The sequence below is a fragment of the Kocuria soli genome (genome assembly GCF_003797835.1).
Taxonomy (GTDB): Bacteria; Actinomycetota; Actinomycetes; order Actinomycetales; family Micrococcaceae; genus Kocuria; species Kocuria soli.
In genome coordinates, this window is the sequence record NZ_RKMF01000003.1 from 156,117 (window position 1) to 172,310 (window position 16,194).

Below are 16,194 nucleotides of genomic sequence, written 5' to 3' on the forward strand. Positions count from 1 at the left end.
ACTCGCCCATCAGGGCGTGATGGGCGAGTTTCGGGAGGGTTCAGCGGGAGGAGGGGCAGGCAGGTGCAGCGGGTCGCGAGTAGCGTGGGCGGCGTGAGTGACAACCAGACCGACCGCCCGACCGTCGTGATGCTGGTGCGGCACGGCGTCACGCCCACCACGGGGCAGGTGCTGCCGGGGCGTGCCCCCGGTTTGCATCTCTCCGACCCTGGACGCGAGCAGGCCCAGCACGTTGCCGACCGACTTCAGGGTGTGCCGATCAGGGCGATCTACACCTCGCCCATGGAACGCACCCGCGAAACGGCGGAACCCACGGAACGGCTCACCAGCCTGCAGGCTCACGTCGAACAAGACCTCATCGAGTGCGACTTCGGCGACTGGACCGGCCGCAACCTCGGGGACCTCATGAAGCTGCCGGAATGGTCCACCGTCCAGCGGGCGCCGTCGTCGTTCCGGTTCCCGAATGGCGAGAGCTTCAGCCACATGCAGGCGCGCACGGTCGACGCCGTGGATCGGCTCCGTGAGGCGCATCTCGGTGGGGTGGTGGTGTGTTTCTCCCACGCCGACCCCCTCAAGGCGGTGATGGCTCACGCACTCGGCACCCACCTGGACCTGTTCCAGCGCATCGTGATCGACCCGTGTTCCGTGTCCGTGATCGCCTACCACCCCGGCCAGGCGCCGCAGGTCCTGCGCACCAATTCCACGGACGGTCCCTTGGCCGGCTTGGTTCCGTCATGACGACGCACGACGACGAAGCGCTGCTTGCCACCGGGGAGATCGAGCTCATCGGGTTGATCGAATCCAGCAGCAATTCGGCACTGTTGGCCCAGGTCAGCACCGAGGGTGCCAGCAGCATGGCGATCTACAAGCCCGAGGAGGGGGAGCGTCCGCTGCGCGACTTCCCGCCGCGGATCTACCGGCGCGAACGTGCCGCGTACGTGCTCTCCGACGCTCTCGGCTGGGACATCGTGCCGCCCACGGTCCTGCGCGACGACGCGCCGTTCGGCCCGGGTTCCGTGCAGAAATTCGTCCCGCACGACCCCACCCAGCACTACTTCACCCTCTACGACAGCCACCCCGAGACCCACGAGCAACTGCTGCGGGTGGCGGTCTTCGACGTCGTCGCCAACAACACCGACCGCAAAGGCGGCCACGTCCTGCTGGACCCCGACGGTCACGTGTGGGGGATCGACCAGGGGCTGTGCTTCTCCGCGCCGTTCAAGCTGCGCACCGTGATCTGGGAGTTCGCGGGTGAAGAGATTCCCCCTGAACTGGTCAAAGACCTCGAACCGATGCTCGACGATCTTCCTTCGGAACTCGAGGACCTCCTGTTCCCGGTCGAACAACTGGCCATCCAGATGCGCATCACCGAACTCCTGGAGGCAGGGCGACTCCCGTTCGACGAAACGGGCGGTTACCGCATCCCCTGGCCACCCTTGTGATTTCCCGTCGAGTGTCCGAGTTCGGTCGTCTTGGATCCCTGGAATCGACCGAACTCGGACATTCGGCGGTGGAGGTGGCGGTGAAGGCGCGGCAACCGCGCGGCAACCTCTTGCTTTCCCTGTGATCCGCGTCTACAGTCGCTCGTGAGTTAATGCTCACAGGATTGTTACTTGGAGCCCCCCGCGGGACGTGAACCGAGGCAAGACCTGAGATTGCACATCCGTGCGTCTCAGGTCTTTTTTATTGCCCGGAATGATCCATCGAGCGTTCACACCAGGCCCCGACGACGACGCCGGGGCGGAACCGGAATGGGAGAACACCATGGCGAAGGTGGATTACCCGGCACTTGCCGATGACATCCTCGAGAGGGTCGGCGGGCCGACGAACGTGAAGGACGCCACGCACTGCATCACGCGGTTGCGGCTGCGCCTCAAGGATCTGGACAAGGTCGACAAGGACGGCATCGGCAAGCTGCCCGGCGTGATCACCACGGTCGAGGCCGGTGGCCAATACCAGGTGGTCATCGGGGATAACGTGGGCACGGTCTACAACGCCTTTGCCAAGCGCCTACCGGATCAGGCCGTCGGCGGAGACGAAGACCCGCAGGAGTCCGGGGAGAAGCAGAACATCATCAACCGCTTCATCCAGCTGGTTTCCGCGATCTTCCTGCCGATCATCTGGACTCTGGCCGGTGCCGGCCTGTTCAAGGCCTTCGTGGCACTGGCCGTGACACTGGGTTGGTTGGACGAATCGACCACCACATACGTGATCCTGAACGCTGCTTCCGACGCAGTGATCAACTTCCTGCCCATGTTGCTGGCCATCACCGTGGCCAAGCGCTTCGGAGCCAACCAGTTCGTCCTGGTGGGCATTGCGGGTGCGTTGGTCTACCCCTCGATCATCGGGCTGTACGAAGCCGGTGAACCCGTCTCGTTCTTCGGCATTCCCGTGGTCATGATGAGCTATGTCTCCTCCGTGATCCCGATCATCGTTGCCGGCTGGTTGTTGAGCCACATGGAACGTGGGATGGACAAGATCCTTCCCGCTGCGATCCGTAACTTCACCAAGCCGTTCCTGTCCCTGCTGATCATGGTGCCCCTGATCCTCATTGTGATCGGCCCCATCACCACCTACGCGGCACAGGGTCTGGCCGCAGGTGTGACGTTCCTGTTCAACTTGGCGCCCTGGCTGGGCGGTGCCCTGATGGGCGGCCTGTGGCAGGTGCTGGTGATCTTCGGCCTGCACTGGGGCCTGGTCCCGATCGCGCTCAACGACCTCACGACGGTCGGCTACAGCATCCTCTTCGGCCCAGTCCTGGCCGGTGTGTTGGCGCAGGGCGCGGCCACGCTTGCCGTGTTCATCCGCACCCGCAACCCCAAGCGTCGTCAGGTTGCCGGCCCCGCAGCGGTGTCCGGGATTCTGGCGGGCGTCACGGAACCTGCGATCTACGGTGTGAACCTGCCCATGAAGCGGCCCTTCTACTTCGGCGTAGCCGGCGGCGCAGTTGGCGGTGCCATCATCGCCATGGGCGGGGGCGCCATGGATTCATTCGTCGTGCCGTCTCTCTTGGCGATCCCGGGCTACATGAACGTGGGCAACTTTGCGATGACCATGATCGGTACCGGTGTGGGCATGCTGGTGGCCTTCGTTCTCACGTTGCTGTTCATGGACCGCGAGTCTGCGGAGGGTGCTGCCGACGACGCCGCGGCTCCCGCGCCCGCTGACGACGTCGCGCCCGCGCCCCAGGACCCGACCGCGCCCACGGGTGCCCAGACCGCGGTGGCCGCGGGTGCCGCCGGCGGGGCGGCAACCGCAACGGCAACCCGCAACTCGGTGGTCGACGTGGTTGCCCCGGTCTCCGGGCGCATGGTGGCCTTGGAAGAGGTCCCGGACAAGGTTTTCGCCTCCGGCGCCTTGGGCAAGGGCGTGGGCATCGTGCCGGACGAAAACGTCGTTCGCGCGCCGATCACCGGCAAGGTCATCTCGGTGGCCAACTCCGGGCACGCCTTCGGCCTCAAGTCCGACGACGGCGTGGAGCTGCTGGTCCACATCGGCATCGACACCGTGGAACTCAAGGGTCAGCACTTCGACGTCGCCGTTGCCAAGGGCGATCAGGTCCAGGCCGGTGACACCCTCGCCACCGTGGACATGAACGCGGTCGCCGAAGCCGGCTACGACACCACCATCATCGTGACCGTGACCAACACCGCCAAGCTGCAAGAGGTCACCCCGGCAACGGCCGGACCGGTCGAGGTGGGCGCGCCCGCCGTCGTCGTGATTCCGTGACCTGACAACCGAGAAAAGCCATCCCAGACACGCAGACAGACGAACGAAACGTGAGGAGACAACCATGACGACGACGTTCCCCGAAGGCTTCCTGTGGGGCGGTGCCACCGCGGCCAACCAGTTCGAAGGTGCCTACGACCAGGACGGCAAGGGCCTGTCCATCCAGGACATCATGCCCAAGGGCATCGTGGCCCCGCCGACCGAGGAGCCGACCGAGGACAACCTCAAGCTGGTGGGCATCGACTTCTACAACCGGTATGCCGAGGACATCGCCCTGTTCGCGGAGATGGGCTTCAAGACCTTCCGGTTCTCCATCGGGTGGAGCCGTATCTTCCCTAACGGCGACAACGAGACGCCCAACGAGGAAGGGCTGGCGTTCTACGACCGCGTCCTGGACGAGTTGGAGAAGCACGGGATCGAACCCCTGGTCACGATCTCGCACTACGAGACCCCGCTGAACCTGGCACGTGAGTACGACGGTTGGACCGATCGCCGCCTGATCGACTTCTACGAGCGCTACGCCAAAACGCTGTTCGAGCGCTACGGCAAGCGGGTCAAGTACTGGCTGACGTTCAACGAGATCAATGCGATCATGCACGCCCCGCTCATGGCCGGCGGCATCCTCACGCCCAAGGAGCAGCTCAGCAAGCAGGATCTTTACCAGGCGATCCACCACGAGCTGGTGGCCTCTGCGCGTGTGACCCGTTTGGCTCACGAGCTGAACCCGGACCTGAAGGTCGGCTGCATGCTCATCGCCATGCCGACCTACCCCCTGACCCCGGATCCGCAGGACGTCCTTGCGGCCAAGGAGGCGGAGCACGTGAACTACGCGTTCGGTGACGTCCACTGCCGCGGCTCCTACCCGGGGTACTTCCTGCGCACCCTGCGGGAGAACGGTGTGGAGCTCAACATCACGGATGAGGACCGCGAGGACCTGAAGAACACCGTGGACTTCGTGTCCTTCAGCTACTACGTGAGCGTCTGCGAGTCGGCGGCCCCGGACAAGGCCAAGGGCCAGGGGAACATCATGGGCGGCGTCCCCAACCCCACCCTGAAGGCCTCCGAATGGGGCTGGCAGATCGACCCCGTGGGTTTGCGCATCGTTCTCAACGACTACTGGGACCGGTGGCAGAAGCCGTTGTTCATCGTGGAGAACGGCCTGGGTGCCAAGGACGAGCTGGTCGAGGTCGACGGGGTGAAGACCGTGGTGGACGACTACCGCATCGACTACCTCAACCAGCACCTGTACCAGGTGGGAGAGGCCATCGCCGACGGTGTGGACCTGCTGGGCTACACCACGTGGGGCTGCATCGACCTGGTCTCGGCCTCCACGGCGCAGCTGTCCAAGCGCTACGGCTTCATCTACGTTGACCGCAACGACGACGGCACGGGCACGCTGGAGCGGTACAAGAAGAAGTCCTTCGACTGGTACAAGGACGTCATCGCGACCAACGGTGGTTCACTGACCGCCTGAGCCACCCAGGCCTACCCGCCGAGTGTCCGAGTTTGGTCGTTGTCTGACCGCAGACGCGACCGAACTCGGACACTCGGCAGGGGTGTGCCGAGGAAGGGGAGTGTTCGTGGAGATCCTGAGGGTCTTCAACAACAACGTCGTCCTGGCCAGATCCGCCCGGGGCGACGACGTCGTGCTGACCGGCCGCGGCCTGGGGTTCCAGGCCAAGCCTGGGCAGACGGTGGACGAGTCCAAGGTGGTCCGGACCTTTGCGCCGGTGGACGGGCGCGACGTCGATCACCTGGGCCAGCTGGTGGCGGCGGTCCCGCCTGAGCACGTCAAACTCGCCGTGGTGGCGTTGGAAGCGGCGGGGCTCTCGGAGGTCGTGGAGAACAGCCCGTCCCTGTTGGTCACGCTGTCAGATCACTTGAGCTTTGCCATCAAGCGCGTGCGCGAGAACATCCGCCTGGACTATCCCCTGGAGACCGAGGTGGGGCACCTGTTCCCCACCGAACTCCAACAGGCCCGCCAGGTGTTGGCTGCCGTCAACGCCGAAAGCGAGGTGCAACTGCCGGACGGTGAGGCCGTGGCCATCGCGTTGCACCTGGTCAACGTGGGGTTCACCACGGGGGACCTGTCCTACACGTACAAGCTCACGGGCATCCTCCAGCAGCTCCTGGACGTGGTGGGTGAGGCCTACGGCCGGCGGCTGGACAACACCTCCATCAGCGTGGCCCGGTTCATCACCCACCTGCGCTATCTGTTCGTGCGCATCCAGTCCGGCAAGCAGCTGGAGGGTGAGCCCTCCGCCGTCGGGACCGCGATCCGTGAGTCCCAACCGGAGGCCTACCGCACGGCCGAATTGGTCGCGACGTTGCTGGACCTGCGCCTGGACACCACGGTCACCCCGGACGAGACGGCCTACCTGGCCCTGCACATTGCCCGAGTCGTGTCCGACCCCAGGGTCTGACAAGCTTGACGGAGCATCCGGTCGATCCCGGAGGCGCCGATCCCTCAATCACGCGCGACCTTGCGACAGAGGGGTCAAAGCGGCACCAAAGCGACATCAACGCGATACCAAGGAGACCCGACAGCATGACCGACTACCGCCTGGTGGCCTTCGACATGGATGGCACGCTGTTGGACTCGACGCGGAACCTCCAACCGGGCACCCGCAAGGCGTTCCATGCCATGCACGCCGCCGGGACCAGGATCATGTTGGCCTCCGGCCGGCCCGTTCCCGGGCTGCACCTGTTGGCCAAGAAGCACGGGCTGGGGGAGAACCTGGTGTTCGCCGCGATGAACGGTTCCGTGGTGGTGGATCAGGCAACGGACGAGATCATCGCCAGCCACGCTCTGCCCAAGGACGTGGCCAACAATCTGATCCGCGCCGCCAAGGCCGCGGGGATCCTGGTGATGATCCCCCACGGTGCGGACCTGTACGTGGAGGACGATTCGAGCGAACGCGTCCACTACGAGGCAGAGGGCAACGACCTGACGCTGCGCGTGGTCGAGGACCTCACGACCATCGAGCCCGACCCCACCAAGATCGTGTTCGTGGCGGACCGGGAGCTCTCCCAGTCGCTGCACGACGAACTGCTGCGTGAGTACGCGGGGCGGATCGAACTGGCCTACTCGTCGCCGATCTACCTCGAGGCCACCGCCGCGGGCATCGACAAGGGCTCCGCCATCGAGGACTTCTGCACCGCCAACGGGCTCACGCTGGACCAGGTGATCGCCTTCGGGGACAACGGCAACGACATCGGAATGCTGCGCAAGGCCGGGCTGGGGGTGGCCATGGGCAACGGCATCCCGGAGGCCAAGGGCGCCGCCGACCTGGTCACCACCTCGAACGACGACGAAGGCATCGCCCGCGTCCTCGCCGAGCATTTCGAGTTCGACACCGACTTCTGAGAAGAGAGTTCTGAGGACGATTCCCTGTGACTTTCGGCGATAAGTGGCGGTGTTCTGCGGGCGCTTCGTGGCGGTCGTCTCAGTTGGTGGTGCCGATGACGAGGGTGCTCTGGGCGGCTTCGATGACGTCGTTGGTGATGGTGTCGAGTTCGTTGATCTTCATGACGCGCTCGATCTGAGGGAAGAGGCGTTCGAGCAGCCGGAAGTTGCCGCGGGTGATGCGGGTGATGCTGGCGATGGCCTGGGCGTCGGTGAAGTCCTCGGGATCGAGGGTCTTGCCGAGGGAGCGCCAGTGGCGCTGGAGGACGAAGAGCAACTCGTCGGTGCCCAGGGGACGGTATTGGTGGGCGAAGCCGACTCGGCTGTAGAACTGGGGGTAGTGGCTGAACTGCTTTTCCAGGCCTGGCATGCCGATCAGGATCAGGGCGATGTTGTCGCGGTCGTACAGGTCGCGCAGCAGTTCCAGAGAGGCGGGGCGGAGCCGTTCGGACTCATCGACGATGATCAACTGCACGTGGTTCCTGCCGCGCCGCCGTGCCCAGGTCGGCGTGGTGTCCTGTCCGACTGGTTCGAGGTGCTGCTCGATGCAGATGTTGGTGCGGGTGATGGCCTGGTCGAGTTCGTCCTTCAGCGCCCGGGGCGTGGTCAGCACGCTGGGGGTGTAGAGCACGGTGCGGCTGCGAGCGAGGGTGGCGTAGATTTTGGCGTCGCTGTCGTCGCGTGGTCCCCAGTAGGTCAGCAGGTCGTAGGCCTTCTCCCAGTGGGCGTAGCGGCGCGCGGAGAGCGTCTTGCCCACCCCGGCCGGGCCGAAGCAGAGGCCGATGGTGTGGCCCCGCCGGACGGCGTCGGCGAACTCGGTGAATCGGCGGTGCTCTTTGGTGACGATGAAGCGCTGGCTCACCTCAGGTCCTCCTTGTAGACCTTCAACTTCCGCCGCGGCGCCGGTGCCGGCTCCTCGGTCGCCGGTGGCGATTCGATGGTGTGTGCGGCGACGACGGCGATGCGTTCGTTGATGCCCTGCCGCAAGGCCCGGCGGCGGGCGTTGCGAGCGGCCTGGATTTCCTTGAGACCGATCTTCTGGTCGTGATGCTCCTGGTTGACGGCCTTGCAGAGGAACTCGTCGTGGTCGAACACGCGGATCTCGGTGATGTCGCGCGGGTCGTAGCGGACCACGACGGATCGTCCGACATAGCCAGCCAGCGTCGGAGAGACGTAGCGCAGCCCCTGGAAGCGGATGCCATCACGGCGCACCACCCGTGACTGGGCGACCGTCAGCAGTAGCCCGTCGAGGCCTTCCAGGCTCTCGGGCATGCGCGGCAGCCAACCCTCGGCGATCCACGCGCTGCGCGGCGAGACGCCGAGCTCGCTGTGGGTCCGGTCGTTGTAGGTGGCCACGAACCCCTCCAGTGCGCTGTCCAGCTCGGCCAGGGACAGCGTCGGTGTCGGGGCGGGGTGGCCCTCGGCGATGTATCCGGGCAGGCCGGCGAGAAGCTCGGTGTTGACGGTGCCGAAGAACCTCTCGATCTTGCCGCGGCCCTGGGGCCGGGCAACGATGGAGTGGATCAGCCGGATGTGCAGGTCGACGGCGGTGCCGGTGAGATGGTGGCTGATGAAGTCGCTGCCGTGGTCAACGTAGAGCACGTCGGGGATGCCGCACATCGGCCAGGCCGGGTCGGCCTTGTGCCAGATCGCCTGCCGCAGCGCCAGCGCGGTGTTCATCGCCGAAGGAGCACCGAGGAAGACCGTGTAGCCGCAGATCGCCCGGGAGCAGTCATCGATGATGGACGTCAGCCATGGCCGGGCGGGCTTCCCGTCGGTGCCCGCGACGAGGATGTCGAGCAGGGTGTGGTCGGCCTGCCACATCGCATTGGGCCGCTCGGCCTGCCGCCGCAGCACCAGTTCGTGCTTGTCCCGGTAGGACGCCGCACCCTCCAGGGCGAGGGTGACCATGCCCGGATCCATGCCGCCCACGATCGACCGGACCACCCCATAGGAGGGCACCGGCCAGCCCTCCTGAGCGCAGATCTCAGTCGCCTTGCGGTGGATCGTGGCGATCGCGGGTCCGGGCTTGCTCAGCGCCAAACCCTCGATCAGCCGGACGAGCTCGGCAGGCAGATGGCGGGTGCCCGCATCCGCACGCGGCCTCGCATCCAGGCCCGCGTACCCGTCGGCGCGGTAGCGGGCGTGCCAGCGCTCCAGGGTGCGCAGACCGATCCCAGTCTGACGGGCCAGGGTCGTCAGCGCGATGCCGTCCTCGACATGCAGCCGCAAGATGCGCCACCGCGCCGCCCCGTCCACCTCACACCTGCTCGGACACAGCGTCACGGGCACGGGCGGCCTGCTGGTGGCGATACAGCGTCGCACGCGACCACCCGACCAGACGGGCGGCATCTTCGGCGGTCCGGCCCTTGGCACGAGCATCCTGGGCGATGGTCAGCTTCTCCGCGATCACCGCCGGGTCAACCGGGGGCCGACCGAAACGGGTGCCGTTCGCCTTCGCCGCGGCGATCCCGGCATTGACACGTTCGGTGATCAGCTCGCGCTCGTACTCGGCCAGCATGCCCAGCATCATCCGGCCCGAGGTCGTCTCTGGGTCGATCCCGTCCGAGACCGATTGGATCTTCACCCCCTGGCCGCGTAGCAGGTTGACGGTGCTCAGGACATCGAGCAGGGAGCGGCCGAGCCGGTCGATGCGCCAGACCACGACGGTGTCACCGGCCTCGGCGTAGTCGAGCAGGCGCTTCATCCCCGGGCGCTCGATAGCGGTTCGGCTGCCCGAGGTCACATCGGAGAACACGTCCCGCTTCTGCACCCCGGCACCCACCAGCGCATCGACTTGCAGCTGCGCGTCCTGCGCAGCCGTACTCACCCGCGTGTACCCCAGATGCCTCTTACCCCAAGCATGATGCAGAAACCCCTGGAACGCACCCCCTTGAGGCACTTTCCGTCAAGACGACTTCGCAAGACACCTCCGAAAGCCTGTGCGCGCAGGGAGCGAGTCCGAGGCCGAGTGCCCGAGGTGTGTCTCATCAAACTGTCCATTAATAAGACACGCGGAGCGACGTTTGACCCACGGGAGGAGGGGATCAAGGATTTCCGTTCACTTGCACGGCGTCGCGCAGGTCAACTGCGGTGGACTTCCAGATCAGTTCAGTCATTGCTGTATAGTTCAGCGGGTGCTGACTATAGATTCTCGTTTGGATGTGATGAACCGGCTGGGGCGGGCGATGGCCGACCCGACCCGGTCGCGGATACTGCTGACCCTGCTTCAGCGCCCGGCCTACCCGGCCGAGCTGGCCCGAGACCTGGAGCTGACGCGGCCGAACGTGTCGAACCACCTGGCGTGCCTGCGGGACTGTGGGCTCGCGGTCGCCGTGCCCCAGGGCCGCCAGACCCGGTATGAGATCGCGGATCCGCATCTGAGCCGGGTGCTGACCGCCCTGGTCGACGTGACCCTCGCGGTCAACGAGAACGCACCGTGCCTGGACCCGGCCTGCTCGGCGCCGGGATGCCGCAGCACGGGGGTGGAGGCATGATCCTGTCCTCGATCTTGCAGGCAATTGGCCTGTTCATCGCCACGAATATCGACGACATCATCGTGCTCTCGCTGTTCTTCGCCCGCGGCGCGGGCCAGCGCGAGACCACCGCCCGCATCCTGGTCGGCCAGTATCTGGGCTTCGTGGGCATCCTGGGCGCGGCCGTGCCGGTCTCCCTGGGGGCCGGGGCGTTCCTGCCCCCGGAGGTCATCCCGTACTTCGGACTCATCCCCCTGGGCCTGGGCCTGTGGGCCGCCTGGCAGGCCTGGCGTGGGGACGGCGACGACGATGACGACGAGGCCAAGGTCGAAGGCAAGAAGGTCGAAGGCAAGAACGTGGCGGTGTGGACCGTGGCCGGGGTGACCTTCGCCAACGGCGGAGACAACATCGGGGTCTACGTCCCGGTCTTCCTCAGCGTGGGCCCGGGCGCCGTGGTGGCTTACTGCATCGTGTTCCTGGCGCTGGTGGCGGTGCTGGTCGCCCTGGCCAAGTTCGTCGCCACCCGCCGGCCGATCGCCGAGGTCCTGGAGCGCTGGGAACACATCCTGTTCCCCATCGTGCTGATCGGTCTGGGTGCCTTCATTCTGGTCAGCGGCGGGGCCTTCGGCTTCTAACTGCGTCACCGGCCCCGCACGCGGCGCCGGTGACGCAGATCGGCAGTCTCGACCACAAGGAGGTCTCCGACCATGGCCGATGCCGACGTCCTGGTGATCGGCACCGGCCCCAAGTTGCGGACAGCTTCACTTCTGAGCGGACGCCCTGTGCCGCCATTTATCTCATCAAGAATGCCGCCACATACCTGCAAAAGTCACAATTCCCGACAACCACGGCGCGGGGCGGTTCGCCCTCGCTACCGTGGTGGGATGACACGCGTGACCGGACCGCGGACGTGGTGGGACGGGCCCCTCGATGTGGAGGGACTGGCTCTCCAGGCGGTTGCTGCCGTCGTGGACGCGCTGGGTGCCCTCACCGGGAAACCGGATCGGTACGCCGTGTCCGCGCTGGCGACCTTCGCAGCCTTCAACTCGCTGGGGCACTTGCGGGTGGACGGCCGCTCGCCACGCGGCTTCGCGCCGCTCTCCGGGTTCTGGCTCACGCGCGATGGCTGGATCCGCACGCACGGCAATTACCCGCATCACCGCCAACGTCTACTGTCTGCGCTGCGGCTCGACCCGGGACTGAGCGACGACGACGCCGTCGGGCAGCTTTCCGCGGTGCTGCATGAGCTTCCCCGTGATGAGGCGGAACGGGCGATCCAGGCCGTCGGTGGAATCGCCGCACGTGTCCGGACACCCGACGAATGGGCGGGAACGGCCATGGCCCATGCTGTGGCCGACGAACCGTGGATCCGTGTCGAACCGTCTTCTGGCGCAGGCCGATCCTGGCAGACACGGTCATCTGCGTGGGCGCCTGCCGGGGACGTGTTGCGTCCGCTGACGGGTTGCGCGTCCTCGACTTCACCCGCGTGATTGCCGGGCCCGTGGCCACGCGGGTGCTCGGGGCACTGGGCACGGCGGTCCTCCGGATCGACCCGCCGTCCCTGCCGGAGTTGATGGACCACCACATTGACGCCGGGTTCGACAAGCGTTCGGCCCTCGCGGACCTTTCGGAGCCCGCGGTGCTGGCAAGGGTCCGGGAGCTGATGGCCGAGGCCGACGTCGTCGTCTCCGGGTACCGACCCGGAGCAATGGCGAGGTTCGGCCTGGACGCCGCCACCCTGGTGGCTGAGCATCCGCACCTGACCGTGGCCGAACTCGACGCCTGGGGGCCGGCCGGGCCGTGGGGCGGAATGCGCGGATTCGATTCGATCGTCCAGGCAGCCTCGGGCATCGCGACCATCTACGGATCGGGCGCGGGCGACCACTGGCGACCCGGAGCGTTGCCGTGTCAGGCCCTCGACCACGCGACCGGTTACGGGATCGCTGCCGGATTGATCCGGCTCCTGGCCGAGCGCCGGGAGTCCGGATGCGGTGGCCGCGTCCACATGTCGTTGGCCCGGACGGCAGTCGAACTCATGCGGTTACCGGTACCGGAAGTCACGGGCGGACCCGCGGCCAAGTCCGGGGCAACCTCGTCACCTGAACCCGCGTTGCGGAGCAAGACCAGCGACTTCGGCGTGCTGGAGTACGTGCCCCTCCCGCTGACGATCGACGGTGAGTTGCTCGATTACCGTCGGCCACCCATGCTGCCGGGATCCGCAGAGTTGGCCTGGCGCTGAGCGTGATGAAATGGCTGTGATCGCCAACCGCCGGAGCAGGCGGACGGTTCCGGTTCCGGGGTCTGGTGTGCCGCGATGATGATGGGAGTTGCCTGATGACTGTTGAATCCTTGGTCCTGGTCGCCAATGCCGGTGACGGGAGCATTTCCGTGTTCCGATGTGACGGGACCTCCCTGGAGCGACTATCCGTGACCGAAGGGCTCACCGGCTGTTCCAACTTCGCGGTGGATACCGAACGGAACCTGGTGCACGCCGCCGTGAAGGGTGATCCCGCGGGGATCGTGACCCTGAGCCTCGATCGTGAAACCGGGCAACTGGGCCAGCTGGGTCGGGTGGACCTTCCGCAAGGTGGGATGAACTACCTCTGGCTCACCCGGGGCGGAACGGTTCTGCTGGGCGCCTCCTACGGCGGGGGCTACGGCATCACCGCACCGGTCGACGGCACCACGGTGGGCGCCCCCGTCGCCACTGTCGAACACCCCAATCTGCACAGTGTGGCGGCCAGCTCCGACGGGCGTTTCGTCTACTTCGTGTCCCTGGGGGCGGACCTGGTGGCGCAGTACGCGCTCGACGACGACCTGGGGCTCACCCCGCTGGCAGCAGAATCGGCGGCGGCCCCGGAGGGTTCCGGCCCGCGCCACCTGATCTTCAACGACGCCGAAGACACCCTGTACGTGATGACCGAGTTCTCCGGTGAAGTGCTGCGTTTCAGCAGGGACAAGAGCACCGGTGAGTTGACCGCGGTCGACGCCACGAACACCGTCGACCCGGATGCACAGCTGCAGCAAGGTGTTCTGGGCGGGAGTCCGCTGGACGAGCACGCCATTTGGGGTGCCGACATCCACTGGGGCGCGGATGAACAGACCCTGTGGGTCTCCGAGCGGACGGAGAGCACCTTGGCCGCCGTGGAGGTGGCCGCGGACGGCTCGCTCACCCCGCCGGAGAACTACACGGTCACGGAGACCCAGCCGCGCGGTTTCGCCACCAGCCCGGACGGCCGCCTGCTCGTGGCGGCCGGTGAACGGTCCACGCAGGTCTCGCTGTACGCGGTCGACGGCACAGAGCTCAAGCTGCTGGACCAGGCCGAAACGGGCAAGGGCGCCAACTGGGTGCGTTTCGTCTGACCGGTCGCGGGGCGCCCGCCCTACAGCTCCGCCGCCAGGCGGGTACCCTGCCCGATGGCGCGTTTGGCGTCCAGCTCGGCGGCAACGTCGGCCCCACCGATCACGTGCACGGCCAACCCCCGCTCGCGCAGGGGCGCGGCCAGGTCGTTGCGGGAGACCTGCCCCGCGCACACCACCACGGTGTCCACGGGCAGCGTGATCTCGGCCCGTCCGGCGTCGGCGTCCTTCGGGTCGACGGGAACGGTGAGGTGCAGGCCGTCGTCGTCGATGCGTTCGTACGTGGCGGCCGGAATCATCCGCACGCCCTTGTGCTTGAGCGACGCGCGGTGCACCCACCCGGAGGTCAGCCCCAGGTCCTTGCCGATCGGCGTCGCCCGCCGTTGCACCAGGACCACCTCCCGCGGTGACGGCGCCGGGGAAGCCGGCCCCAGACCGCCCGGGGTGTCGCTACCGGCAACCCCCCACTCGGCGCGCCAGGCGGCCAGGTCCAACGACGGCGATTCGGGGTGTGTCAGGAATTCGGAGACGTCCACCCCGATGCCGCCCGCCCCGATGACCGCCACGCTCTGGCCGGCCACACGTCGGCCGCTCAGCAGCTCCGGGTAGGTCATCACCGACGAGTGGTCCAAACCGTCGATCGCGGGGACCCGCGGTGCGACGCCGGTGGCCAGGACGACCTCGTCGAAGTCCTGCTCGGCCAGGGAATTGGCATCCACGGTGGTCGACAGATGCACGCTGACCCCGGTCAACTCCAGCTGGCGGGTGAAGTACCGGATGGTCTCTGAGAACTCCTCCTTGCCGGGAATCCGTTGCGCCAGGGCGAACTGACCACCCAGGTGGTCCTGGGCCTCGAACAGATCGACCCTGTGCCCGCGCCGTGCCAGGGAAACCGCGCAGGACAGCCCAGCCGGGCCCGCGCCGATCACGGCGATGTGCTTGACCCGCCGGGTCGGACTCAGGATCAGGCTGGTCTCGTTCCCGGCGCGTGGATTCACCAGACAGGTGGCCCGCTTGTGCGCAAAGGTGTGGTCCAGACAGGCCTGGTTGCATGCGATGCACGTGTTGATTTGGTCTGCTCGCCCCGACCCGGCCTTGTCCACCCATTCCGGATCCGCCAGGAACGGGCGGGCCATGGAGATCAGGTCCGCCTGCCCTGCGGCCAGGATCTCTTCGGCCGTCTCCGGAATGTTGATCCGGTTGGAGGCCACCACGGGCACGGAAACGGCCGCCTTCAACTCACCGGTGACTTGGGCGAACGCTGCTCGGGGCACCGAGGTCACGATGGTGGGAACCCGCGCCTCGTGCCACCCGATCCCGGTGTTGAACACGTCCACCCCGGCGCGCTCGAGGTCCCGGGCCAGCGCCACGACATCGGGCCAGCTCTGCCCGCCCTCCACCAGGTCCTGCAGGGAGATCCGGTACATCACCAGGAACTCCGCCGGGACAGCCGTCTTCACGGCCTCCGCAACTGCCACCGGGAATCGGCGACGCCGCTCGGGATCACCGCCCCACTCGTCCACCCGATGGTTGGTCCGCTCCGCCAGGAACTGGTTGAGCAGGTAGCCCTCCGATCCCATGATCTCCACGCCGTCGTACCCGGCCTGGTGCGCCAGTTCGGCCGCCCGGCCGAAGTCGCGAACCGTCCGGTCGATCTGCCCGGGCGTCATTTCCGCGGCGTGATACCGATTGATCGGCGCCTGCGACGACGACGGTGCGACGGCCCCCTCGTGCGCCGCGTACCGGCCGGCGTGCAGAAGTTGCAGCAGAATCTTGCCCCCGGCCTGGTGCACGGCCGAGGTGATGACGTGATGCTCGGCGGCCTCCGCCGTCGTCGTGATGCGTCCGCCACCGGGGTAGAGCACTCCGGCCTCGTCGGGGCTGAAACCGCCCGTGACCATGAGAACCGCACCGCCGCGGACCCGTTCGGCGAAGTAGGCGGCCAGCTCCGGGAACTGGGCGGGGTCGTCCTCCATCCCGGTGTGCATCGAGCCCATGATCACGCGATTTGGGAGGGTGACCGACCCCAGAGTGATGGGCCGGAACAGGTGGGTGTACGTGGTCATCGCGGTCCTGGAAGCCGTGGGGACAATGAAGAACACCACGTCATGGATGTGATGCGAGTCACCACTGTACGCAAGAAATCACAAATAGTGAGACTCCGGGTCTCGATAACTTCCGGTCCCAGGTTGCCGAGTGCGCAGTTTGATTGCCCCTGTGCCA

Annotated in this window: 15 protein-coding genes; 11 read left to right on the forward strand and 4 right to left on the reverse strand. The window is 66.7% G+C overall.

Translation table 11 applies throughout. The annotated features are described in order from the left end of the window. The first annotated feature begins 129 nt into the window (after window positions 1-129). From EDL96_RS03535 to EDL96_RS03560, 6 genes are all read left to right on the forward strand, one after another. Window positions 130-738, forward strand: a complete 609-nt coding sequence (locus EDL96_RS03535) for an MSMEG_4193 family putative phosphomutase (RefSeq protein WP_123824504.1) — start codon at window positions 130-132, stop codon at window positions 736-738. Then, window positions 735-1,442, forward strand: coding sequence for an SCO1664 family protein (locus EDL96_RS03540; RefSeq protein WP_123824441.1), 708 nt, complete (start codon window positions 735-737; stop codon window positions 1,440-1,442). The genes EDL96_RS03535 and EDL96_RS03540 overlap by 4 nt, the downstream gene beginning before the upstream one ends. Before the next feature lie 253 nt (window positions 1,443-1,695). After that, window positions 1,696-3,729 (forward strand): beta-glucoside-specific PTS transporter subunit IIABC, encoded by a 2,034-nt coding sequence (locus EDL96_RS03545; RefSeq protein ID WP_233568655.1) that lies wholly within the window; start codon window positions 1,696-1,698, stop codon window positions 3,727-3,729. 64 nt (window positions 3,730-3,793) lie between these two features. Beyond that, a complete protein-coding gene (locus tag EDL96_RS03550; protein WP_123824442.1) occupies window positions 3,794-5,203 on the forward strand; it encodes a glycoside hydrolase family 1 protein in 1,410 nt (469 codons plus the stop codon). A 100-nt stretch (window positions 5,204-5,303) separates the two neighbouring features. After that, entirely contained in the window at window positions 5,304-6,152 is an 849-nt protein-coding gene (locus tag EDL96_RS03555) for a PRD domain-containing protein (RefSeq protein WP_233568656.1), read from the forward strand. A 125-nt stretch (window positions 6,153-6,277) separates the two neighbouring features. Then, window positions 6,278-7,096: an HAD family hydrolase gene (locus EDL96_RS03560; protein ID WP_123824443.1), complete on the forward strand. Its 819-nt coding sequence runs from the start codon at window positions 6,278-6,280 to the stop codon at window positions 7,094-7,096. Between the two features lie 79 nt (window positions 7,097-7,175). On the opposite strand, the gene EDL96_RS03565 is transcribed toward EDL96_RS03560, so the two are convergent. The 3 genes from EDL96_RS03565 to EDL96_RS03575 are packed head-to-tail and all read right to left on the reverse strand — an operon-like array spanning window position 7,176 to window position 9,980. After that, the gene (locus EDL96_RS03565) at window positions 7,176-7,997 is read right to left on the reverse strand and encodes an AAA family ATPase (RefSeq protein WP_123824444.1); all 822 of its coding nucleotides are present in this window, start codon (window positions 7,995-7,997) and stop codon (window positions 7,176-7,178) included. Next, on the reverse strand, window positions 7,994-9,394 hold the full coding sequence (locus EDL96_RS03570) for a Mu transposase C-terminal domain-containing protein (RefSeq protein ID WP_123824445.1): 1,401 nt from the start codon (window positions 9,392-9,394) through the stop codon (window positions 7,994-7,996). Before EDL96_RS03570 ends, EDL96_RS03565 begins: the two co-directional genes overlap by 4 nt. 1 nt (window position 9,395) lies before the next feature. Continuing rightward, complete coding sequence (locus EDL96_RS03575) at window positions 9,396-9,980, reverse strand: recombinase family protein (protein ID WP_123824507.1); 585 nt, start codon at window positions 9,978-9,980, stop codon at window positions 9,396-9,398. A 292-nt stretch (window positions 9,981-10,272) separates the two neighbouring features. Here EDL96_RS03575 and cmtR point away from each other — a divergent pair, with 292 nt between their 5' ends. The 5 genes from cmtR (at window position 10,273) to EDL96_RS03595 (ending at window position 13,974) form a co-directional block, all read left to right on the forward strand. Beyond that, window positions 10,273-10,632: a Cd(II)/Pb(II)-sensing metalloregulatory transcriptional regulator CmtR gene (cmtR, locus tag EDL96_RS03580; protein ID WP_123824446.1), complete on the forward strand. Its 360-nt coding sequence runs from the start codon at window positions 10,273-10,275 to the stop codon at window positions 10,630-10,632. Beyond that, on the forward strand, window positions 10,629-11,246 hold the full coding sequence (locus EDL96_RS03585; RefSeq protein WP_123824508.1) for a cadmium resistance transporter: 618 nt from the start codon (window positions 10,629-10,631) through the stop codon (window positions 11,244-11,246). The genes cmtR and EDL96_RS03585 overlap by 4 nt, the downstream gene beginning before the upstream one ends. 249 nt (window positions 11,247-11,495) lie before the next feature. After that, window positions 11,496-12,101 carry a CoA-transferase family III protein gene (locus EDL96_RS13615; protein ID WP_233568658.1) on the forward strand — a complete coding sequence of 202 codons (606 nt, stop codon included), beginning with the start codon at window positions 11,496-11,498 and terminating at the stop codon, window positions 12,099-12,101. Further along, a complete protein-coding gene (locus tag EDL96_RS13620; RefSeq protein ID WP_233568659.1) occupies window positions 12,074-12,850 on the forward strand; it encodes a CoA transferase in 777 nt (258 codons plus the stop codon). Before EDL96_RS13615 ends, EDL96_RS13620 begins: the two co-directional genes overlap by 28 nt. A gap of 95 nt (window positions 12,851-12,945) precedes the next feature. Then, window positions 12,946-13,974 (forward strand): lactonase family protein, encoded by a 1,029-nt coding sequence (locus EDL96_RS03595; protein WP_123824447.1) that lies wholly within the window; start codon window positions 12,946-12,948, stop codon window positions 13,972-13,974. Between the two features lie 20 nt (window positions 13,975-13,994). Here EDL96_RS03595 and EDL96_RS03600 read toward each other — a convergent pair whose 3' ends face one another. Beyond that, complete coding sequence (locus tag EDL96_RS03600) at window positions 13,995-16,037, reverse strand: NADPH-dependent 2,4-dienoyl-CoA reductase (RefSeq protein ID WP_123824448.1); 2,043 nt, start codon at window positions 16,035-16,037, stop codon at window positions 13,995-13,997. Window positions 16,038-16,194 lie beyond the last annotated feature (157 nt).